18 protein-coding genes are annotated in these 20468 nt (G+C 56.0%); 7 read left to right on the top strand and 11 right to left on the bottom strand.

The annotated features are described in order from the left end of the window. Position 1 precedes the first annotated feature (1 nt). From ACN0WX_RS09335 to ACN0WX_RS09325, 3 genes are all read right to left on the bottom strand, one after another. Positions 2 to 790: an inositol monophosphatase family protein gene (locus ACN0WX_RS09335; protein ID WP_417622043.1), complete on the bottom strand. Its 789-nt coding sequence runs from the start codon at positions 788 to 790 to the stop codon at positions 2 to 4. Then, positions 783 to 2129, bottom strand: coding sequence for a TldD/PmbA family protein (locus ACN0WX_RS09330; RefSeq protein WP_417622042.1), 1347 nt, complete (start codon positions 2127 to 2129; stop codon positions 783 to 785). Before ACN0WX_RS09330 ends, ACN0WX_RS09335 begins: the two co-directional genes overlap by 8 nt. 102 nt (positions 2130 to 2231) lie before the next feature. Continuing rightward, a complete protein-coding gene (locus ACN0WX_RS09325; protein ID WP_417622041.1) occupies positions 2232 to 2624 on the bottom strand; it encodes a hypothetical protein in 393 nt (130 codons plus the stop codon). Positions 2625 to 2830: 206 nt separating this feature from the next. Between ACN0WX_RS09325 and ACN0WX_RS09320 the strand changes: the two genes are divergently transcribed. Next, positions 2831 to 4123 carry an NADH:flavin oxidoreductase/NADH oxidase family protein gene (locus ACN0WX_RS09320; protein WP_417622040.1) on the top strand — a complete coding sequence of 431 codons (1293 nt, stop codon included), beginning with the start codon at positions 2831 to 2833 and terminating at the stop codon, positions 4121 to 4123. 36 nt (positions 4124 to 4159) lie between these two features. Here ACN0WX_RS09320 and ACN0WX_RS09315 read toward each other — a convergent pair whose 3' ends face one another. After that, positions 4160 to 6139, bottom strand: a complete 1980-nt coding sequence (locus tag ACN0WX_RS09315) for a lipoxygenase family protein (protein WP_417622039.1) — start codon at positions 6137 to 6139, stop codon at positions 4160 to 4162. Positions 6140 to 6304: 165 nt separating this feature from the next. On the opposite strand from ACN0WX_RS09315, the gene ACN0WX_RS09310 reads away from it, so the two are divergent. Continuing rightward, positions 6305 to 7465 carry a GGDEF domain-containing protein gene (locus ACN0WX_RS09310; RefSeq protein WP_417622038.1) on the top strand — a complete coding sequence of 387 codons (1161 nt, stop codon included), beginning with the start codon at positions 6305 to 6307 and terminating at the stop codon, positions 7463 to 7465. A gap of 48 nt (positions 7466 to 7513) precedes the next feature. On the opposite strand, the gene ACN0WX_RS09305 is transcribed toward ACN0WX_RS09310, so the two are convergent. Further along, a complete protein-coding gene (locus ACN0WX_RS09305) occupies positions 7514 to 8107 on the bottom strand; it encodes a CC0125/CC1285 family lipoprotein (protein ID WP_417622037.1) in 594 nt (197 codons plus the stop codon). Between the two features lie 331 nt (positions 8108 to 8438). Between ACN0WX_RS09305 and ACN0WX_RS09300 the strand changes: the two genes are divergently transcribed. After that, positions 8439 to 8852 (top strand): hypothetical protein, encoded by a 414-nt coding sequence (locus ACN0WX_RS09300; protein WP_417622036.1) that lies wholly within the window; start codon positions 8439 to 8441, stop codon positions 8850 to 8852. Between the two features lie 36 nt (positions 8853 to 8888). Next, positions 8889 to 9233, top strand: a complete 345-nt coding sequence (locus tag ACN0WX_RS09295) for a hypothetical protein (RefSeq protein WP_417622035.1) — start codon at positions 8889 to 8891, stop codon at positions 9231 to 9233. Between the two features lie 82 nt (positions 9234 to 9315). On the opposite strand, the gene ACN0WX_RS09290 is transcribed toward ACN0WX_RS09295, so the two are convergent. Next, positions 9316 to 10995 carry a long-chain-fatty-acid--CoA ligase gene (locus tag ACN0WX_RS09290; protein WP_417622034.1) on the bottom strand — a complete coding sequence of 560 codons (1680 nt, stop codon included), beginning with the start codon at positions 10993 to 10995 and terminating at the stop codon, positions 9316 to 9318. A gap of 146 nt (positions 10996 to 11141) precedes the next feature. On the opposite strand from ACN0WX_RS09290, the gene ACN0WX_RS09285 reads away from it, so the two are divergent. Next, positions 11142 to 12425, top strand: coding sequence for a TCR/Tet family MFS transporter (locus ACN0WX_RS09285; protein WP_417622033.1), 1284 nt, complete (start codon positions 11142 to 11144; stop codon positions 12423 to 12425). Between the two features lie 20 nt (positions 12426 to 12445). Here the strand turns inward: ACN0WX_RS09285 and ACN0WX_RS09280 are convergent, their stop codons facing one another. The 5 genes from ACN0WX_RS09280 to ACN0WX_RS09260 form a co-directional block, all read right to left on the bottom strand. Then, entirely contained in the window at positions 12446 to 13564 is a 1119-nt protein-coding gene (locus tag ACN0WX_RS09280; protein WP_417622032.1) for an MBL fold metallo-hydrolase, read from the bottom strand. Between the two features lie 66 nt (positions 13565 to 13630). Continuing rightward, the gene (locus ACN0WX_RS09275) at positions 13631 to 14317 is read right to left on the bottom strand and encodes a cell cycle transcriptional regulator TrcR (RefSeq protein ID WP_417622434.1); all 687 of its coding nucleotides are present in this window, start codon (positions 14315 to 14317) and stop codon (positions 13631 to 13633) included. 153 nt (positions 14318 to 14470) lie between these two features. Continuing rightward, on the bottom strand, positions 14471 to 15535 hold the full coding sequence (locus ACN0WX_RS09270; protein ID WP_417622031.1) for a glycosyltransferase family 4 protein: 1065 nt from the start codon (positions 15533 to 15535) through the stop codon (positions 14471 to 14473). Then, complete coding sequence (locus ACN0WX_RS09265; protein WP_417622030.1) at positions 15532 to 16446, bottom strand: UDP-2,3-diacylglucosamine diphosphatase; 915 nt, start codon at positions 16444 to 16446, stop codon at positions 15532 to 15534. The genes ACN0WX_RS09270 and ACN0WX_RS09265 overlap by 4 nt, the downstream gene beginning before the upstream one ends. Before the next feature lie 100 nt (positions 16447 to 16546). Then, the gene (locus tag ACN0WX_RS09260) at positions 16547 to 17557 is read right to left on the bottom strand and encodes an NAD(P)H-quinone oxidoreductase (RefSeq protein ID WP_417622029.1); all 1011 of its coding nucleotides are present in this window, start codon (positions 17555 to 17557) and stop codon (positions 16547 to 16549) included. Between the two features lie 100 nt (positions 17558 to 17657). On the opposite strand from ACN0WX_RS09260, the gene ACN0WX_RS09255 reads away from it, so the two are divergent. Further along, positions 17658 to 17855: a DUF1192 domain-containing protein gene (locus ACN0WX_RS09255; RefSeq protein ID WP_417622028.1), complete on the top strand. Its 198-nt coding sequence runs from the start codon at positions 17658 to 17660 to the stop codon at positions 17853 to 17855. Positions 17856 to 18123: 268 nt separating this feature from the next. Then, complete coding sequence (gene clpA, locus ACN0WX_RS09250) at positions 18124 to 20439, top strand: ATP-dependent Clp protease ATP-binding subunit ClpA (RefSeq protein WP_417622027.1); 2316 nt, start codon at positions 18124 to 18126, stop codon at positions 20437 to 20439. Positions 20440 to 20468: the final 29 nt, after the last annotated feature.

Genomic DNA, 20468 nt, shown 5'->3' with positions numbered 1-20468 from the left:
GCTAGTGGCTGGCACCATTGCCGGTGAACTGTTTACCGATCCGCTCCACTGCCTGTTCAAACAGATTTTTCGAACAGCACAAGACACCGAGCGCTTTTCCATGAGTGCCATTATAAACCAGTTTTTCGCCCAGCGCATTGGTGACACTGGCCCCCGCTTCGACGGCAATCACATGGGCTGCGGCAATGTCCCATTCATGGCCCCATCGAGTGGAGGCCACTACATCGGCCCGGTCATCCGCAACCATCGCCATCCTGAGTGCGATACTGTTCGGCTTCGGCACAGCCGTCAGGTTGAGATCGGGCGGCAGGACTTCCACAGGGACACGGCAACCGTCATATTGACGTCGCTGACTGGCCGACAAGGTCCGGCCGTTGACTTCGCTATGGCTGCCCGCTTTCGCCACCCAGGTTTCCGTCATCGCCGGTGCGACCAGGACGCCGAAAACCGGGTCATCACCATGCACCAGCGCCACCGAGACGCACCATCCGGTCTTGCCGGACACAAAATCCTTCGTGCCATCGATCGGATCGACCACCCAGGTCAGTTCGTCGCCGGCACCGCTCTGGTCAACATGGGTTTCTTCCGACAGCCAGCCGATGTCCGGCGACAGTTTCTCCAGCTCGGAGCGCAGAAAGCGGTCGACCGCCAGATCGGCTTCACTGACAATCTGTCCAGGCGACTTTTCCCATGTGCCGGCGGCCTTCCGGCCCAGCTCCCAGTCCCGCATGGCCAGCGCACCGCCCTCGTTGGCGATCGCTATGACCCGTTCAAAATCCAGATCAGCCACCGGCCACCGTCATACTGTCCGTGCGCAGGGTCGGGACGTTGATACTATAACGATATTCCAGATCGTCCGCCGCAATCAGGCTCTTGAACATATCCTTCAAATTACCGGCAATCGTGATTTCGGAAACCGGCGGTCCGATTTCGCCATTGCTGATCAGGAAACCGCCGGCACCGCGGCTGTAATCGCCGGTTACCGGATTGACGCCCATGCCGATCAGCTCGGTGATATAGACACCATGCTTGATATCCTTGATCAGATCCGCCTTGCTGACCATGCCATTGACCATGTGCAGATTGGTGACGCTGACGCCGGGGGCGCCGCCTACGCCGCGCGAGGCATGGCCGGTCGGCTGCAGGCCCAGCTGGCGAGCCGAGGCGCTTTCCATGATCCATTGGGTCAGACGGCCATTATCGATCAATTTGGTTTTCGCAGTGGGCAAGCCTTCACCGTCAAATGCTTTCGAGCGGAGGCCTCGCTTGCGATGGGGACAGTCAATGACGGTGATGCCGCTGTCGAACACTTCGGTGTCCAACGCATCGAGCAGAAAACTGGTTTTGCGGGCGATGGCGCTACCCGATATCGCGCCGACAAAATGCCCGAGCAGGCTGTTGCCCACGCGCGGATCATAGACGACCGGCATGGCGCCGGCAGAAAAATCTACCGGATTAAGCCGTGAAACCGCTCTTTGTCCGGCTTCCTGGCCAATCGTCTCTGGCGCGTCCAGATCCTCCAGAAAGCGCACACTGTCATAGGCATAGTCACGCTCCATGCCATCGCCCTCTCCGGCAATCACGCTGGCCGACAGGCTATAGCCGCTCGTCGAATAGGCTCCGGAAAAACCGTGGCTGGTGGCCAGCGCGACGATGCTGCGCCCCGCACTCACTGCACCGCCTTCGCTGTTGGTGACACCTTTTACCGACCGCGCCGCATCTTCTGCCTTTAGCGCCAGTTCGCGGAGAAACTCCGGTTCCGGATCCTGTCCGTCATCGCCCTCGATAGGATATGGGTCCGATTTGAGGAGCAGCTCTTCCGGCGCGAGACCGGCATATTGATCCTCGGGTGCCTCTCTGGCCATATCTAGGGCACGTCCGACCAGAGACGACAGGATTTCCGGATCCATATCGGATGAGGATACGGTCGCCGATCTTTTGCCGACAAAAACCCGGAGGCCGATTTCCTCGCCTTCGGACCGCTCGACATCTTCGAGATTGCCGAGGCGGATTTGCACCTGCGTCGCGGCATCGCAGACATAGATGGCATCAGCGGCATCGGCACCGGCTTTTTTGGCTTGGGAAATGAGGGCGTCGGCGCGGTCCTGCGCTTCAGAAGGTTTTAGCATGCGCCGGACATAGGTGCGGCACCCGGCAAGGTCAACGATTTGGTGCTAAACGGTGAAGAAACCGTCGTCTGTTTCTGGAGGCCGGTAATTACCGGCCATTTTTCAGAGCATTGCCCCAAAGGCTGTGATCAAACCGACAAAGAGGAATGGCAAGCCCAGAGCCAACAGCCACAAAACAGTCTGATCGGCGCGGAACCGTGCGGCAAGGCTTTGAGCGGTCAAGCCGCTGTTGCTCATATTTGCCCAACGTTTTTCAAAATTGCGGCAAAAGGGAATGATCACGGCTACGAGCAGGATCAGACCGAAATAGGGGGCGATCGACATGCCCTTGGTTTCGATGAATCGCAAGACGACGAAAATCTGCAGAATAGTGTAGACCAGCAGCGCAGCCGCGCAATTGTTGCTCATCTTCTTGTCCCACCGGATGCTATGATGTTGCACGTCATGACGCGCTTGATGCTTGCTTACCGATTTTCGCGACGCTGCTGCGACCATTTTTATTCCCCTCAGAATATCATCCTCGTCAATCACCGGACATTTGCCGCCGTGCGATTGATCATCCCACTATAATCAATTTATTGCAAAAGCCAAACGTCCAGTTTGCCAGCATTTTATATCGCCAATATACTGGAACACTTGCCAAATATTGCAAGTTGCGACAGAATCAGTTTTTAATCGCAATTCAAATCCGGGACTTTTCCATGATCATTTCGCTTTCCAGTCCACTGGCTCTGCCCTGCGGTGCCACCCTGTCCAACCGGCTGGCCAAGGCCGCAATGACCGAAGGTATGGCCACAGCGGACGGGATGCCGACAAAGGAACTGGAACGGTTATACGGATTGTGGTCCGAAGGTGGCGCCGGGATGCTGCTCAGCGGCAATATCCAGATTGATCGCGACCATCTGGAGCGGCCCGGAAATGTCATCATTGATGGTCCGGCCAGCGACGCCATGATGGCAGCACTAAAAAGCTGGGCCGAGGCCGCAACCCGCAATGGCAATCATTTCTGGGCGCAAATCAGTCATGCCGGAAGGCAGACACAGAGCAATGTCAACAAGCACCCCAAGGCCCCATCGGCGGTTAAACTCGGCTTGCCCGGTGGACAATTTGGCGAACCCGTCGCGCTGACCTCCAGCGAGATTGGCGAACTGGCAGACCGCTTCGCGCTGGCCGCCGAAACCTGTCAGGCAGCCGGCTTCACCGGCGCACAAATACATGCCGCCCATGGCTATCTGCTGAGCAGTTTCCTCAGTCCCCGGGCGAATCAGCGCACCGACGAATATGGCGGCAGTCTGGAAAACCGGGCGCGCTTCCTGCTCGCCGTGGTGGCCAAGATGCGGGCGGCAGTCGGGCCGGATTTCCCGATCTCCGTCAAACTCAACAGCGCGGATTTCCAGAAAGGCGGCTTCAACTTCGACGACAGCCTGCACGTGGTCAAATGGCTCGAAGAGTCAAGTGTCGATCTCGTCGAAATTTCCGGTGGAACCTATGAACAGCCGGCGCTGATGGGTGCCGACGGGATCGAAGAGAAAGAAGATCAGAATATCGCCCCCTCGACGAAGGCACGCGAAGCCTATTTTGTCGACTTTGCCAAGGCGATGCAGGATGCGGTCAAGGTGCCGCTGATGGTCACCGGTGGTTTCCGGACCCGGGCGGCGATGAGCGCGGCTCTGGAAAGCGGCGCGGCCGATCTCATAGGCCTGGGGCGACCAATGTGCGTGATGACCGATGCACCCAGGCAATTATTGGAAGGATTGGAAACATTGCCACGCTTCGAGGACCATCTCCAACTCATCCCCGACTGGCTGGGTTTTCTCAAGCGTTTTCAGATAGTCAAGGCGGTGGGCAGCTTCGCCATCATCTACTGGTTCTACGAGCAGCTGGAGAATCTCGGCAAGACTGGCAAGACCGATCCTGACCTGAGCGTGTTCAAGGCCTTTCGGGCAGTCGAAGCGCGCAACAGGCGGATATTGGCAGCGCGCCGGCCGGACTGACCAGCAGCGACAGCCAGCGGCGACAGATTGCCCCCGCTAGATATTGGTGCTGGTCGGAATAAGGCTCGGCTGCAGATAGGTATAGGGATGCATCCGTCGCTGGTTGCGCGCGACAATCCTTTTCTCGACCGCCCGCAGTCCGGCCTGGAACCGGGCCAACGGTCCTTCACTGTCGGTAATAGCAGGATCCTGGAACCAGCTTTCATAAGGGAAGCGGTTGACCTGATAGTCGCCGAGTGGCCGGTAATAAACCGATCCCAGCAGAACGAGGGAAGACATTTGTTCGAAGGCCAGCGACATGGGCGGCATATATTCGAGCCATTCGGCCTTGTTGTGATCTTCCTGTTTGGTCGGCGCTGCGGCCCAGCCGGCGGCAGGAACCGCAGGCACAAAGGTCATGATCGAACGTTGCGGGAAATTGACCGCGGCATGCTGGGCACTGGCGGTAAAAATGATCATGGTGCACACATTGATCAACTGCTCACGGGTGGTGATCGCATCAAAACCGACCATGAGCCCTTGCGATGCAATCGAGGTTGCCCAATGCGCCAGTTCGGTATCACCGGTCACCGCATCATCATCAACATAATAAATATGGATATATTGTTCAGCCCAGTCGTGGATTGCATCCCACACGAGCAGGGCGTCATCGCGATAGGGATAATCCGGCAATTTGGAGGGGTCGGCGACTTTGCGGTTGGCGAAATCCACCGGCGTCATTTTCTTGGCAAAATCAAAGGACAACCGTGCGGTGACGGCGGCTAGCTGGCTGGATGTTATAGTACTGCCAAAAAACGCATCAATCGGACCGCCTTTGTTGATCAACGTTTCCACTGCCATATTATTGATGAACAAGGTTCCTTCAAAATGCGGAACCAGCAATGACCAGAGCGGATGTATGTTGGCGAGATTCCGGCGGGTTGCGATGGCAATGGCTTCGCTGACCAGATGCGTGCCGGCAAGATGGACAAACAACTCATGATAGCTGCAATCCGCGACCTGGACGACGAACTTGGCCATTTCCCAGCCCCATTTTTCGGAGGCGGCAACCGAAGGAGTCATGATGGGATTCTGGCTGCTGTCCTGCCCACACTGGATCGCCACGGGCATCAGCGATGATCCACCGGGAGGCACTGCGAACAGCGCCATCGGACGGTAAACAAATTTTGCGACATCCTTCCATACACCCGGAACAAGCACCTCCAGATCTTTGTAATCACAGAGAAATACTCGCCCATCGGCAAGAGCGTCGCTAAGCGTGTCGCCCGCTATCACAGACGCATATTGCGCTGCGGTCACCGGAAATTTATCCGGAATTTGATCGATGCCCTCGATCAGCATTGGATTGGGCCCGGCGACCCTGAGACGGGCAAACTCGGCGTCCTCCTGAAATGTATAACCGATTTCTGGAACCGGAATGGTCTGAAAAAGATCACGATAGGCCTCGATCGAGCGCGTGTCCGCAGCTTCCTCGGCCTTCAGCACATCGACGATCACGGTCACGATATCGCGAAGAATATGATCATGTTCCTTGAGCGCTTCGATATCAGCACCCTGCTCCGCCTGTCCGATGCGCGCTTCGAGACCGGACGCCAGCGTATTTCCCGCATGCTTCCGTCTCAGCGCATCAACATCGGATCGCACATCTTGTGCATCATCCAGTGCATCGCTGATGATCTGCTTCGCCGCTGCGTCGAGACCGGAGAAAATCGGATGCACCCATACCGCAGCGATGTTTTCGATAATTTCGAGCCCGACTTCGAGCACCTTGAACCACCATTCGATCGAAGGCTGATCATCGGACGGAACCTTTGTCGCCAGCGGGACACCGGGCAAGGTCGCCACGTCACATGTCCATTGATATTCGGCGCATGTGTCCGCGATCTGCTCGCGGCGCGCGGCGCGCTGTTCTATCGTGTCATTTTGCGGCAAGCTGGGATGGCTCGCGCCGCGTTTTACACCCTCCCCGGTGACAATATCCTGAGGCGTAATCGAACCGGCATTTTCGAATGACATGATAGCTCCTGAGTTGTGTTTCAGACCCGCTCATATAGCCAGCATATGGTTAATTTTCGGTGTAGAGGTTTTGAGGCATTCGGCTGGACCAAGCGGAAAAGCTGGAATAGTCACTCAGTGACACCGCTTAACTTAGAGTTTACAAATAGTTGCTAACACTGCGTGATGCATTCAACCATCCGACAATTCTTGCTCAAGCTTATCCCGCCGGTTCCGGACGCGGTCAGCGATGAATTTGCCATTTTAAGCGCCACCCGTCTGCAGAAGCAGTCCCGCGCTTTATTCCTGGCCATGTTTCTGACCATTCCCTTTGTGCTTTACGCCTCGAGTAGCGGCGCCGACCCATGGATTCGCTATGGCTTGCCGCTTGCGATGGGCGCTTGTTGCCTGATTGGATATTGTTCGCTTATAAAAGACCGAAACGCCTCGAAAAACCCCAGGCGGGCACGCCGGTTTATCGGTGAAGCAACTTTTTTCTCGGCGACCATCTGCGTCCTCGTCAGCGTTTGGTGTGTGCTCAGCTGGGCCCATGCCCCTGCCGAATTGCGGCTATTTTATCCCTTCACGCTGGCAATGGGTTCGCTGACCACTATTTATACGCTGGCCACGATCCGGTTGGCAGCACTCCTCAACATCATGATCGGAATCGTGCCGATCACCATCCTGCTTATCCTCTCTGGCGAGCCACTGAGCTGGTCTGCCGCTGCCAGCCTCATGATGGTGACAACCTTTCTCTACCGGCTGATCACGCAACAAAATGATCAATTTATCAATTTGCTGATGTTGCAGCATGAAATGCGAAAACTCGCGCATACCGACCCACTGACGGGTCTGTTCAACCGTAGGGTATTGGCAGAAAATCTCGACCAACAAATTGCTGCGGACGATCCCCGACGAGAATTTACCGTCGCCTTGGTTGATCTTGACGGGTTCAAACCCATCAACGACCAGTTCGGCCATGCCGTCGGTGACCAATTGCTTGTAGAAGTAGCGGAGCGTCTCAAGCTTGCCTGCGGCAAAAATGGCATTGTTGCACGGATGGGCGGCGATGAATTTGCGATATTGCTATCTCCGGAATCAACAATATCCAGCGTGGCCTGTGCAGACCATATGCTTGCTGCACTGGTCCCTCCCTGCATCGTCGAAAATCACATTATTCGGGTTCGCGCGAGCATCGGTGTAGCGACATGGCCAAGAGACGGCAGCGACGCGGAAACCTTGCTTGAGGCCGCTGACACCCAGCTATATGCTGTCAAAAACTACTCAGCCGCAAACACCGACCAGGCTTCGAAACAAATCGTAAAATTGCACCCCAAGACGGCGTGACTTTGCTTTTTACCGATTGGGTCTAGCCAGGGGCTAGACCCGCATCGATCAATTATCTTCCGGCCGTTCAATTGTCGGCTCCAGGTCGGTGATGACAGTGCGGGCATCAAATACCCGGTCACCATTTTCCGGCATCGTTCCTTTACCCATCCTGATTTCGGCAAAGACCTTGAACTTTTCGACAGTCCGTGAATCAACCTCGTAGGACCAGAACCGGCCAGGACCATAGGGATGCCAGATCACCCAGTCACTGCCTGCATAATAGCTCCAGTGGGGGCGCCAGTAATCATAATAGGGACCATATCTGCTGTAGCGCGGATAGCGGTCAATATAGGTCCGCCGTTCGGTCTCGGTCTCATGGTCAAGCAGCACGAACCAGTCATAGCCGTTCTGGACGGTCAATTCCGCAGCGCGATACAGCAGGTAACTCTCGACCCGCTCGCGCGAAGTCAGCGTATTGCCTTCAAAACTGACTTCATAGCGATCATCGGTCAGCCGGGTCTGCGAATATCCACCCGCCACTTTCTGGCCGGGCAGATTGGGTTGATAGGGTGTCGCCGTCGCACAGGCGAACAGCAGGAAGGTCATCATCAAGGCCGCGCCTTTGGCCACCAATTTTTTCATGTCTGGTTGTGATCGCATTTCATTATCTCCTTTGGAGCCATTCGAGTTCCATATCCAATTCTGCATCCGCAGCTATGCTGTCGAAAAGCCACTGCTCCTCCTGCCGTTCCGTCTTCTTCCAGTCGGCTTGCCGGGGTTCTGATTGCACCATGACCGGCGGCTCAAACCCGGAATCCAACAGCGCAAGGAAACGCCGCAGCAATGTTTAATTTGTAAACGGTCCACTTCATCGGCTCTCTTTCCCGATCCATAAATAGCTGGAACGGACTTTCTTCCAATACGTAATTGCCCCGATTGAATGGACGCTGAGTCAGCTGGTAGGTCTTGGGCTCATGCCAAGGAGTTCACGATGCAAAAGGCGATTATTGTTCCAGCTGCTGTCTTGACCGCTTTTACAGCAGGACCGGCCCTCGCGATCAATATGGTCGACACAGTTGCTGAAAATACAGACTTGCCTTTCTCCCGTGCCCAAGTGGATCGCGCGCCTCAATCGCTATGGCGTTCCCGGATGCTGGCAGCCTTGTCCAATCAGAATGAACGGCGGATTCCGGATCGGCTGGAAGATCCAGATTGCGAACAAACAAAGGACTGCGATCCGATAGTGGATAGCCGTACGGAAACGGATCAGGAACAGGATCGGGTTGTGGACCCATCTATCGAACAGCAGCAGCAGCAGCGCGACAAGATCGTCGATCCGCCGGAGAAAACGGATCAGGAGAGAGACCGCAGGCAGGACAAACCGATCGAACCGGGGGTGGCCTGAACCCCATTTTCAGAAAATCCAGAGGAGCCAAAAATCATGCGCGGAAAATATACTGGAGCAGCTATCGCTGCAGCGACTTTCCTGACGGGCTGTGTTGGCCATATGCATTCGCCCTATCGGGATGGCCGGGCACCGATCGGACTGCATATCTCGTTCATCGCCAATGCACCGCCACCGCCCCGCCGCGTGGTCATTCCGCCACGCCCCATAGTTGGTGCGGTCTGGATTGATGGCTATTGGAACTGGACAGGTGTCCAGTTCGTCTGGGTCAATGGTTTTTGGGACCGCAATCCGCCCCGAAACAAGGTCTGGGAACGGTCCCGATGGGTCCACACGAAGCAGGGCTGGTACCGGAGACCTGGTGGCTGGCGGGACCGATGAAAGGCAGCCGCGCTTTTTGCGGAACTGAAGGTTTCGCGATTTTATCGCACGAAATATTAGCGAGACATTCGCAAATATCTGGCTAGTCCAGTTCCTCGCTCCGCAGCGTTTTTCGGTCCAGCTTCCCGATCATAGTCTTGGGCAGACTGTCGCGCACCACAACATCGACAACCCGTTCGTGCTTACCGAGCTGGGGATTGAGCCACGCCTTGAGCTGGTCGCCGGTGACGGCGGTGCCGGGCTCCAGCGCAACATAGGCCTTGGGACTTTCCCCACGATAAGCGTCGGGAACGCCAATCACCAGCGCTTCCTTGACCGCTTCATGCTTGTACAGCACCTCTTCTACCTGGCTGGGAAAGACCTTGAAGCCGCCGACCGCGATCATATCCTTCAAACGGTCGACAATCTTGATATAACCATCTTCATCAATGGTTGCGACATCCCCGGTGCGCAGGAATCCGTCGACAAATACATTCTCGTCTTCCTCCGGCAGGTTCCAGTAACCCTGCATCACTTGCGGGCCGGAGAATATCAATTCCCCGGGCTCACCTTGTGGTACCGGCTTGGTCGGATCGCCCTTGTCGACGAGCTTCACCAACGTCCCCGGCACCGGCTGGCCAATCGTCCCGGATTTGTTGAGTCCTTCATAAGGATTGGCGCTGACCACGCCGCAGCTTTCGGTCAGGCCATAGCCCTCGATCAGCTTCGCGCCGGTCTTCGCCTCAAACTTCTGCTTCAGCTCCATCGGCAAGGGCGCACCGCCCGAAACGCAAACCTTGAGCGACGAAAAATTGGTTTTGTCGATATCGGGATGATCGAGCAACGCCTGATACATGGTCGGCACGCCAGGCATTGCGGTAATTTTCGTGCGGCTAATCGCCTTCAGCGTCTGCTTCGCATCAAAGCGCGGCAACATGACAATCTCCCCCCCGCGCGCTACCGTGCGGTTGAGCACAGCGCTATTGGCAAAGACATGGAAAAACGGCAGCACACCCATCAGGCGGTCTTCGTCATCAATATAGGGATCAATGCTGTTAATCTGCCGGGCGTTCGCACTCAGGTTCTGATGGCTGCACATCGCCCCTTTCGGGGTGCCGGTCGTACCGCCAGTATATTGCAGCAATGCGATGTCCTTTTCCGGACGGATATTGGGCGCTTTATAATTGCCGTCATTGTTGATCAAATCCGAAAAGGTTGTGATCCGGTCATCTGCCGGTTGCGGGCTGTTCTCCTTGCGCCGGAACAGCGAGTAAAAAAGCGCCTTGCCTGCTGGCAGCGCGCCTGAAATACTTCCGACCACCAAGCGTTCGAGGCTGGACTGTTCGAGCACCTGATAGGCGGTCGGAAAAACCGCCGTGGCCGACAGTGTAAACAATATTTTGGTGCCACTATCCTCGACCTGGTGATTGAGCTCTTCCACCGTATAGAGGGGCGAGAAATTGACGACCGTCGCGCCGATCGCCATTGCGCCGTAATAAGCGCTGACATAATGTGGGACATTGGGCAGGAACAGCCCGATCCGGTCGCCTTTGCGGATACCGAGATCCTGAAGCCCCTTGGCCACGCGGGTTACCCCGGCAGCAACCTCTGCATAGCTATATTTGCGGCCCATGAAATCCAGCAGATTGGCGTCGCCCCGGCGACCGGCAGAGCGGAAAAACATGCCCGGCATTGATAAAGGCGGGTAGAACTGGTCCCACCGGGTGGGATGATTATAGCGAGTTTTCCAGATCGGAGGCTGTTCGTGAAATATATCGGTCATTGACAATTGTGTATGTGAAGCCGGATGAACTGACAATGGATTTCCTTGGGGAAATTTCCTGATCAAATATTCTGGTCACACTGCCCAAGAAAATTCGTGGATATTTGCCTCCCTTTCCTCGCCCCCTGAGTGTAGGGGAAAGGCGAATGTCCGAATCCGCTTCTCCTTCTTCTGCCAAGTCCTCGCTGGTCTTCGTTTTCCTCGTCGTGCTGATCGACATGCTGGGCTTCGGCATCATCATGCCGGTGTTGCCGAAACTGATCACGAGTATCACCGGAGACACGGTTTCTCAGGCAGCAGTCTATGCCGGATGGCTGGCTTTTGCTTATGCGGCGATGCAATTTGTCTTTGGCCCGATCGTCGGCAATCTGTCTGACCGTTTTGGACGGCGACCGGTGCTGCTGGGTGCGCTCGGTGGCTATGCCATCGCTTATGTCCTGATGGGATTTGCCGCATCGCTACTCTGGCTGTTTGCCGCGCGGATCATTGCCGGAATCATGGGAGCCAGTTTCAGCACCGCTTATGCCTATATCGCAGATATTTCTCCGGCCGAAAAACGTGCCCAGAATTTCGGACTGATCGGCGCCGCTTTTGGACTGGGATTTATTTTCGGTCCCGCAATTGGTGGCATATTGGGCGAATATGGCGCCCGCCTGCCCTTTTTTGCAGCGGGCCTGTTGGCCGCGCTTAACTTGCTGTTCGGATTTTTCCTGCTCAAGGAAAGCCTGCCACCGGAAAAGCGGCGGCCATTCAAACTGGCCCGCGCCAACGCTTTTGTCGCGCTAAAAGGGCTTAGCGGCCAGAACAAGATTGTTTTCTGGTATGCGGCTGCACTGACCGTGTGGATGACCGCCCATGTCGTCTATCCGATTATTTTTGCCTTTTACGCAATCGAATCCTTTGGCTGGAGCGAGTGGACCGTGGGGATGGCCCTGGCCTGTGTCGGAATCGGCGCGGCCATTGTTCAGGGAGTTTTGATCCGGGTGCTAATTCCGCGTATCGGTGAACGCAATGCAGTCATCGTCGGCGCGGTTTCCATGGCCGCCAGCTCTATCTTCTACGTAATCGCCGGCCCCGACCAGGGATGGTTGATCTTTGTCGCGATTCCGATTGGAGCGCTGCAGGGCCTGTTTCAACCCTCGATCAACGGTCTGATGAGCAATGCCGTATCCGACGAGACGCAAGGTGAATTGCAAGGCGCCGTGGCGAGTTTGCAGAGCATGGCCTCGGTCATCGGTCCGCCCTTGTTTGCCGCCGTTTTCGCGGCCTTTACCGTCGCCGGATCGATCCATTATCTGCCCGGTGCACCCTTCGGGCTTGCCGGAATTATTTCGCTGATCGCACTGGTCATATTCCTGCGTGGCTATGCGCTACACTGCACCAGTGGCGAGGTCGAACCACCGCCCAATGCGAAAACCCTGGTGAACTAGGAAGATGTGGCGGGCACGCCTCAAGCGGCGCTGTACCAGGCGATACCATCCTTCATCGTGAGTGTGGCACGTCCGGTATATTCAAGATGCCGGAGCGTCGCCATCGCTTCCCCGCTAGCCATGCCGATAACGTCCGGCGTAATCTCGCGCTTGAATAAATAAGGGAAGCTGTCGACAACACGCCTTGGCTTTTCACGCAAGCCCTGCTCGAGATCGTCAAGCGCTTCATTATGCCGTAGCGCCAGCGCGTCCAGCCGTTGATGTGCGCCCAGAAAAGGGCGGCCATGGGCAGGCAATACAAGCAGTTCATTGTCCAGTTCCGCCCGGAACCGGGCGATGCTCGCCAGCCATTCGCCAAGCGGATCGCTCGTCGGTTCGCTGATCATGGTCGAGATATTCGAAGTGATCCGCGGCAAGATCTGATCACCGGAGATCATCACCTTGGCCGTGTCATCAATCAGACAGGCATGTTCGGGTGTATGGCCATTGCCAATCATCACCCGCCATTCATGGTCGCCGGTTTCCAGCCGCGTCCCTTCTTCCATTCTGATGTGGCCAATCGGCAGGTCCGACACCGCCCGGGCAAAACGCCCCCAGCCCTTCGCAGCGAAATCGTCGATCAGATGCTGGTCCCAACCGCAAAACCGCCATTCGTCGAGCGCCTCCTGCGGTGCGCCATCCCGGTTATCGGCAATCAATAGCCGGGTAAGCAACCATTCGGTGCGATTCATGTGCAAGGGCGCCTTGAACCGCTTTGCCAGCCAACCGGCACAACCCACGTGGTCAGGGTGATAATGGGTCACAATCACTTTCGTCGCGCTTTGCCCCTGCAACGCGCCCTCTTCGAAAAGATGCTTCCAGGCCGTGATCACTTCGGGCATGAACAATCCGGTGTCGGCAATCGCAAATCCGTCGCTGCCATCAGCATGGCGATCGGCCAGTACCCAGTTGTTGATATGGCCGAGCGGGCCAGGAACCGGTGTGCGGGTCCAGCCGATACCGGGCATCAGTTCAAAATATTCACCGAATTTCGGTTCATAATCGCCAAGCGGATAGGTCAGACCCTCCGATTCAATCGGTTCAAACCCGTGATCGGCAAGCATTGCATCATAAGCGGGCGTTTTTTTGGGAGCATCCATGGACCAGCCATAGACGCTCAGCCCCGGCAAGCGCAACCTGATTTAATCGATTGATTAAACTTCGGATCAACTATCCTTGAAAAGCGTCTCGGCTGTATGTTCGACCGGCGCTTTTGCGTCCTCTTCGGCTTCACCCGATAGCGCGGCTTCCGCATCACGCTCTGCTTGCGCACGCTCTTCGCGCAGTTCAGCAATCAAAGCTTCCTTGTCACCGCCCAGCTTGGTGTCTTCCGCCACTTCTGGCTCAATACCGGCTTTTTTCGCGGCTTTGGCGACAACAGCGTCCAGTTCGCGCTGTGAGCACAGGCCCAGCGTCACGGGATCTTTCGGCACGATATTGGCAATATTCCAATGCTCGCGCTCGCGTATGGCATTGATCGTCGTTCGCGTCGTGCCAATCAGCTTGCCAACCTGCGCATCGGAAATTTCCGGGTGATTGCGCAGCAGCCAGGCGATGCCGTCGGGCTTGTCCTGACGTTTGGAAACCGGTGTATAGCGGGGGCCCTTGGTCCGGCGCACCTGATCGGGTCCCTTCTGGATAACCATCCGGTAATCCGGGTCTTTCTCGGCTTTCTCGATTTCTTCGTGAGTCAGTTCGTGCGCCTGCACCGGATCGCGACCGGTATATTTGGAGCTGGCGAGATCATCCGCCATCGCGTTGACTTCAAGAATATGGATACCGCAGAAATCGGCAATCTGCTCAAAACTGAGCGCCGTATTGTCGACCAGCCAGCTGGCGGTCGCATGCGGCATAAGAGGGGTCAATTGTTCGGCCATGATGGCATCCTTCCAATAGCTGGCGTTTCCGAGCCAGCGGCAATATAAAAATAAAGGGCCGCCCCCTTGCGGAGACGGCCTGTTGGAAGCCTGTGTAGGCCGTTTTGAGGGAGTCGGCAAGATATTTGGCTAAACCCGCGCAAAAATCGCCTTGGCCAGAATCCGGCGCGACAAATGATATTCCAGCCGCTGCTGCTGTGGAACCAAACCGGCCAGAAACTGGTTGGCGCTTGCATCCCAGTGATAATCTCCGCCATGCGCAACGCAATCTGCGGAATCGAGCTTGAGAGCACGCTGAATCGCGACATTGAGATCGTCGTCCATAACGCCGCAATTGGCCGTCAATATGTCGACCGGCCCGGTCACCGGATAGGCCGCCACCGGCGTACCACAGGCCAGCGCTTCGATAATCACAAGGCCAAATGTATCGGTTTTGCTCGGAAATACAAAAACATCCGCCCCGGCATAATAGCCGGCAAGTTCCCGGCCCGACTTTCTGCCCACAAAATGGGCATCGGGGTAGCGCGCCTGCAAATCTTCCAGCGCCGGCCCATCACCGACCACGACTTTCGAACCCGGTTGATCGGTCTGCAGAAAAGCTTCGATATTTTTTTCGACAGCGACCCGCCCTACATAGAGCTGGATAGGATGCTCGATCTCTCGATATATCGGCGGCGACGGCGCATCGGCACAAAAATTGTCAAGATCAACCCCGCGGCTCCAGTGATGGACATGGGGCAGCCGCTTCTCGCGCAACTGGCTGCGGACACTTTCCGTCGACACCATGATCGCTTCCGATTTTCGGTGGAACCAACGGATATAGGGCCAGAATATGCGCGGAGACAGCTTCGTTCGCTTAGCAAGATATTCTGGAAACTGTGTGTGATAAGCGGTTGTAAAAGGCATATTTTTTCTTAGACACCACCGGCGCGCCTGAATGCACAATGGACCTTCGGTCGACAGATGCACCGCCTCCGCACCAAATTCCTCAATCTGTTTGCCAATGGTCCGGGCCCGAGTGACGGCTAGCCTGATTTCGGGATAGCTCGGAGCCGGGACAGAGCGATATTGATCCGGTGATATCACCAAAATCTCGTGCCCCCATTGCCGCAGCAACCGGACGACGCTGTCAAGTGTCCGCACCACACCATTCACCTGGGGAAACCAGGCGTCCGTAACCAATGCGATTCTCATGCCGCCTGATCCATGCCATTGTCCACGGAGACCAGTTTTACCGGCTGATCCTCTTTTGCATTTCGCGCAGCGATCTCGTCGGCCCAGTGGAGAATTTCCATGGTGCCGTCATCGCATTCCACCAGAGCCGTGCAGCCCTCGACCCAATCCCCGTCATTATAATATTCAATCCCCTTGATCTCGCGATGTTCGGCGGTGTGAATATGGCCGCACACGACGCCGTCGACGCCACGACTTTCGGCAGCCTTGGCGACCAGCTCTTCATAGCGGCCGATAAACTCGACCGCGTTTTTGACCTTGTGCTTGGCCATTTTGGAAAGCGACCAGTAGGGCAAGCCCATTTTTGTGCGGACCGTGTTGACCAGCCAGTTGAGCCGCATCAGCGTCGTATAGGCAGCGTCGCCAACGAAAGCGAGCCAGCGATGGGCCAGCATCACAGTGTCAAATTCATCGCCATGCAGAACCAGCAGTCGACGACCATCAGCGGTCTCGTGAATAGCGGACCGCCGGATTTCCACACCGCCGAAGTTCAGGCCTGTGAACTGGCGAAACATCTCGTCATGATTACCGGGAATATAGATGATACGCGTGCCGCGCTTGGCTCGTTTCAATATACGCCAGATGATGTCATTATGACTGTCCGGCCAGAAGAATTTCTTCTTCATCCGCCAACCATCGATAATATCACCAACCAGATAGAGCGTATCGCTGTCGACATGGTCGAGAAAATCGATCAGCAGATCGGCGTTGCAACCACGTGTACCCAAATGGATGTCCGATATCCAGACAGTCCGGTACCGGGTCCGGTCCCGCGAACGAACCCGTGGTTTGCGCTTCAACCTTGCTTCGTAGCGATCAGCATCAAGCAGCGGGACATCTGCTTTGGTAAACGGAGGAAATTGCTTGGCCATTTTTTACTCCCATGGAAACTGTCCATGGCCCCGGCCTTACCCTTGGAATATTACAGCATGATTCGCATTTTATGAAGCTTTGGTGACGGAATTCCGCCACTCATTCGACGATGAGCACGATCTTTCCGATATGGTTTCCTGCTTCCATATGGGCATGAGCCTTCGCCGCATCGGCCAGCGGGAAGCTTTCGTCCATCACTGGTTTGAGCCTGCCGGCCTCTACCTCGGGCCAGACATAATTGTGCAAATCATCGGCCAGCAGCGATTTGCGTTCGGCCGATTGCGGACGCAGGGTTGAGCCTGTGAGGATCAGCCGTTTCATCATGATATGGGCCATATTGACCGTCGCCTGAACCCCGCCCTGAACCGCGATCGTCACATGACGGCCATCGTCTTTCAAACATTCTATGTTGCGCGCAACATAGTCGCCAGCGACCATATCGAGGACAATCTCAACCCCTTTCCCGTCGGTGATTGCCTTCACGACCTCGACGAAATCCTCGGACTTGTAGTTGATCGCATGATCCGCGCCGATCTGTTTCGCCGCCGTGCATTTCTGATCACTCCCGCAGGTCACAATCACGGTCAGGCCAAATAGTTTGCCCAGCATGATCGCCATCGTGCCAATGCCGCTGGTGCCGCCATGGACCAGCACGGTTTCGCCTTCCCGGGCGAAACCGCGATTGAACAAATTGCCCCAAACAGTGAACAGCGTCTCTGGCAAGGCTGCCGCTTCGGCCATGGTCAGACAGTCCGGAACCGGCAGACATTGACCCACCGGTGCGACACAATATTCAGCATAGCCGCCGCCATTGGTCAGCGCGCAAATCTTGCGGTCTGTCCATTCGGGTCCGACGCCTTCTCCCAGCGCCACCACGGTTCCGGATACTTCCAGGCCTGGCAGAGGCGAAGCCCCCTCCGGCACCGGATAAAAGCCCATGCGCTGGACAACGTCCGGCCGGTTCACCCCGGCAGCGGCGACGCGGATCAACACTTCTCCCTGCCCGGGCTGTGGAACCGCCATGGTTTCCAATTTCAATACTTCGGGACCACCCGGTTCGCTGATCGCGATGGCGGCCATGTCTTTTTGCAATAGTTCAGATACGGACATTGAATATCCTCCAGGAAATTTGCGACCTCCCTTATTGTCGGCCCTTATTGACAGCAAAGCGCGAGCGGTCAACATTGTGCTGCAGGAGGCATGTCGATTCATGGATGATGACGAAAATTTACCGCGCAATGCCAATGATCCCGTGGCGTTGCTGATCAAACAGGACCTGGATCCGTTATCGGTGAACGAACTGGATCAGCGGATATCATTGTTAAAGTCGGAGATAAGCCGCTGTGAAGCGAAGAAAAGTTCCGCTGTGTCCCATCGTGCCAATGCAGAAAATCTGTTCAAAAACTGATAAATGCTGGCAAATGCGGAGGCATTTGTTACCCTTGCCTGATAATATTCCGGATCATAGCGATCGATATTGAACGAATTGGAGAAGAGAGAGAATAAACTGGCTGCTTTGGCTTGATGCCCGCAACTCCGATGCCGCGCCTCTTGACCTTTCCGTCTGGGCTCACGATCTAGAGTGCAAGCAATTTGTTAAAGCCCGAAACCGGATCACATAGCATCAGTTTCGGCAACCGGGGCAAGAGTATCGCCCCAATTTTGGAGTTAAGTATATGCCGTCATTCGCTGAATCACTCGAGAAAACCCTGCATCAGGCGCTCAAAAATGCCGCTGATCGTAGCCACGAATATGCGACGCTGGAGCATCTTCTTCTCGCACTGATTGACGATGGGGATGCTTCTCAAGTGATGAATGCCTGCGGTGTCGATCTGGGTGAACTGGAAGATGCCGTGGCGCTCTATCTCGACAGTGAACTGGATTCGCTGAAGGTCGAGAAAGCAATCGACCCCTCCCCCACGTCGGGCTTCCAGCGCGTCGTGCAGCGGGCAATTTTGCATGTCCAGTCGTCCGGCAAGGATGAAGTCACTGGCGCCAATGTCCTGGTCGCGCTGTTTTCCGAACGAGAAAGCTACGCGGTCTATTTCCTTCAGCAGCAGGATATGAGCCGGCTCGATGCGGTTAGCTATATCAGTCATGGTGTCGGCAAGGGTGGCCAGACGGTCGAACCGGCAGAGCTGTCAGGCGTCGAGGGGGATGAAGAGAAGAAGGAAAAGAGCAAGAAAGAAACGGCACTCGATCAGTTTACCGTCAATCTCAACAAGAAAGCTGCCGATGGCCGTATTGATCCGTTGATCGGGCGGCAGGCGGAAGTCGACCGGACGGTCCAGATCCTGTGCCGGCGGTCAAAGAATAATCCGCTCTATGTCGGCGAACCCGGCGTCGGTAAAACCGCTATCGCCGAGGGGCTTGCGCTGCGCATTGTCGAAGGCAATGTCCCTGACGTCCTGAAACCGGCCGTGATCTATTCACTCGACATGGGCGCGTTGCTGGCCGGAACCCGCTATCGCGGTGATTTCGAGGAGCGGCTCAAGCAGGTCGTGTCCGAGCTGGAAAAAATGCCGGACGCGATCCTGTTCATCGACGAAATTCATACGGTTATCGGTGCGGGTGCGACCAGCGGCGGGGCGATGGATGCCTCAAACTTGCTAAAGCCCGCGCTTTCTGGCGGGATGATCCGCTGTATCGGATCAACCACCTACAAGGAATTCCGCAATCATTTCGAGAAGGACCGCGCTTTGCTTCGCCGGTTCCAGAAAATCGATATTAATGAGCCCTCTGTTGAAGATACGATCAAAATTCTTGCCGGGCTGCGCGGCGCATTTGAGGAGCATCACAAGGTGCGCTATGCGCCCGACGCCCTGAAATCGGCGGTCGAACTTTCCACCCGCTATATCAACGACCGCAAGCTGCCGGACAAGGCGATTGACGTGATCGACGAAGTCGGTGCGATGCAGATGCTGTTGCCCCCTTCGCGGCGCAAGAAGATGATCACGACCAAGGATATCGAGGCAGTGATCGCGACAATGGCGCGGATCCCGCCCAAATCTGTATCCAAGGATGATAAGCAAACGCTGGAAAATCTGGAACGCAATCTCAAGCGGGTGGTCTTTGGCCAGGATGAAGCCATTGGCAAACTGGCCAGTGCGATCAAGCTCTCCCGTGCGGGACTGCGCGAACCGGACAAGCCAATCGGCAATTATCTGTTCAGTGGTCCGACCGGCGTCGGCAAGACCGAAGTCGCAAGGCAATTGGCGTCGATCATGGGCATTCCACTCAAACGCTTCGATATGTCCGAATATATGGAGCGCCACAGCGTATCGCGTCTGATCGGTGCGCCTCCAGGCTATGTCGGCTATGATCAGGGTGGTTTGCTGACCGACGCCGTGGACCAGAATCCGCATTGCGTCTTGCTGCTCGACGAGATTGAGAAAGCGCATCCCGACCTGTTCAATATCCTGTTGCAGGTCATGGATAACGGCAAGCTTACCGATCACCATGGCAAGACGGTCGATTTCCGCAATGTGGTGCTGATCATGACAACCAATGCCGGGGCATCCGACATGGCCAAGGAAGGCATCGGCTTTGGCAATATGTCGAAGGAAGATGCCGGCGACGAGGCGGTGAAGAAAATGTTCACACCCGAATTCCGTAACCGGCTTGATGCAATCGTGCCGTTTGCCTATCTGCCGCCGGAAGTCGTTTCCCGGGTGGTCGAGAAATTCATTCTCGAACTCGAACTGCAACTGGCCGACCAGAATGTCCATATCACGCTGGATGAGGATGCTCAGGCATGGCTCACCGAGCGCGGCTATGACAAGCTCTATGGCGCTCGCCCGATGGGCCGGCTGATCCAGGAGAAGATCAAGCAGCCGCTGGCGGAAGAATTGCTGTTCGGCAAGCTCAAGAACGGCGGCGAGGTCAAGGTCCACCTCAAGGACAAGGCCCTTAGCTTCGAGGTGACGGCCGCCGCGCCCAAGACCAAGAAGAAGAAATCGCCGAAGAAAAAATCGCCCAGCAAGGCCGATTGAGCGCGATCGTAACCGGGTTTGGAAACCCT

It is taken from the genome of Parasphingorhabdus sp., from assembly GCF_048269915.1.
In the GTDB taxonomy this organism is placed as follows: domain Bacteria; phylum Pseudomonadota; class Alphaproteobacteria; order Sphingomonadales; family Sphingomonadaceae; genus Parasphingorhabdus.
Note: the sequence above shows the minus strand (reverse complement) of the source record. Positions and strands in the feature narration are given on the sequence as shown.

Coding starts and splice junctions, on each gene's coding strand:
- ACN0WX_RS09315 (WP_417622039.1), bottom strand. CDS start 6,139: ATGTCATTCGAAAATGCCGGTTCGATTACGCCTCAGGATATTGTCACC.
- ACN0WX_RS09260 (WP_417622029.1), bottom strand. CDS start 17,557: ATGTCCGTATCTGAACTATTGCAAAAAGACATGGCCGCCATCGCGATC.
- clpA (WP_417622027.1), top strand. CDS start 18,124: ATGCCGTCATTCGCTGAATCACTCGAGAAAACCCTGCATCAGGCGCTC.
- ACN0WX_RS09310 (WP_417622038.1), top strand. CDS start 6,305: ATGCATTCAACCATCCGACAATTCTTGCTCAAGCTTATCCCGCCGGTT.
- ACN0WX_RS09280 (WP_417622032.1), bottom strand. CDS start 13,564: ATGGATGCTCCCAAAAAAACGCCCGCTTATGATGCAATGCTTGCCGAT.
- ACN0WX_RS09305 (WP_417622037.1), bottom strand. CDS start 8,107: ATGCGATCACAACCAGACATGAAAAAATTGGTGGCCAAAGGCGCGGCC.
- ACN0WX_RS09265 (WP_417622030.1), bottom strand. CDS start 16,446: ATGGCCAAGCAATTTCCTCCGTTTACCAAAGCAGATGTCCCGCTGCTT.
- ACN0WX_RS09285 (WP_417622033.1), top strand. CDS start 11,142: ATGTCCGAATCCGCTTCTCCTTCTTCTGCCAAGTCCTCGCTGGTCTTC.
- ACN0WX_RS09300 (WP_417622036.1), top strand. CDS start 8,439: ATGCAAAAGGCGATTATTGTTCCAGCTGCTGTCTTGACCGCTTTTACA.
- ACN0WX_RS09255 (WP_417622028.1), top strand. CDS start 17,658: ATGGATGATGACGAAAATTTACCGCGCAATGCCAATGATCCCGTGGCG.
- ACN0WX_RS09295 (WP_417622035.1), top strand. CDS start 8,889: ATGCGCGGAAAATATACTGGAGCAGCTATCGCTGCAGCGACTTTCCTG.
- ACN0WX_RS09330 (WP_417622042.1), bottom strand. CDS start 2,129: ATGCTAAAACCTTCTGAAGCGCAGGACCGCGCCGACGCCCTCATTTCC.
- ACN0WX_RS09270 (WP_417622031.1), bottom strand. CDS start 15,535: ATGAGAATCGCATTGGTTACGGACGCCTGGTTTCCCCAGGTGAATGGT.
- ACN0WX_RS09320 (WP_417622040.1), top strand. CDS start 2,831: ATGATCATTTCGCTTTCCAGTCCACTGGCTCTGCCCTGCGGTGCCACC.
- ACN0WX_RS09275 (WP_417622434.1), bottom strand. CDS start 14,317: ATGCCGCATGCGACCGCCAGCTGGCTGGTCGACAATACGGCGCTCAGT.
- ACN0WX_RS09290 (WP_417622034.1), bottom strand. CDS start 10,995: ATGACCGATATATTTCACGAACAGCCTCCGATCTGGAAAACTCGCTAT.
- ACN0WX_RS09325 (WP_417622041.1), bottom strand. CDS start 2,624: ATGGTCGCAGCAGCGTCGCGAAAATCGGTAAGCAAGCATCAAGCGCGT.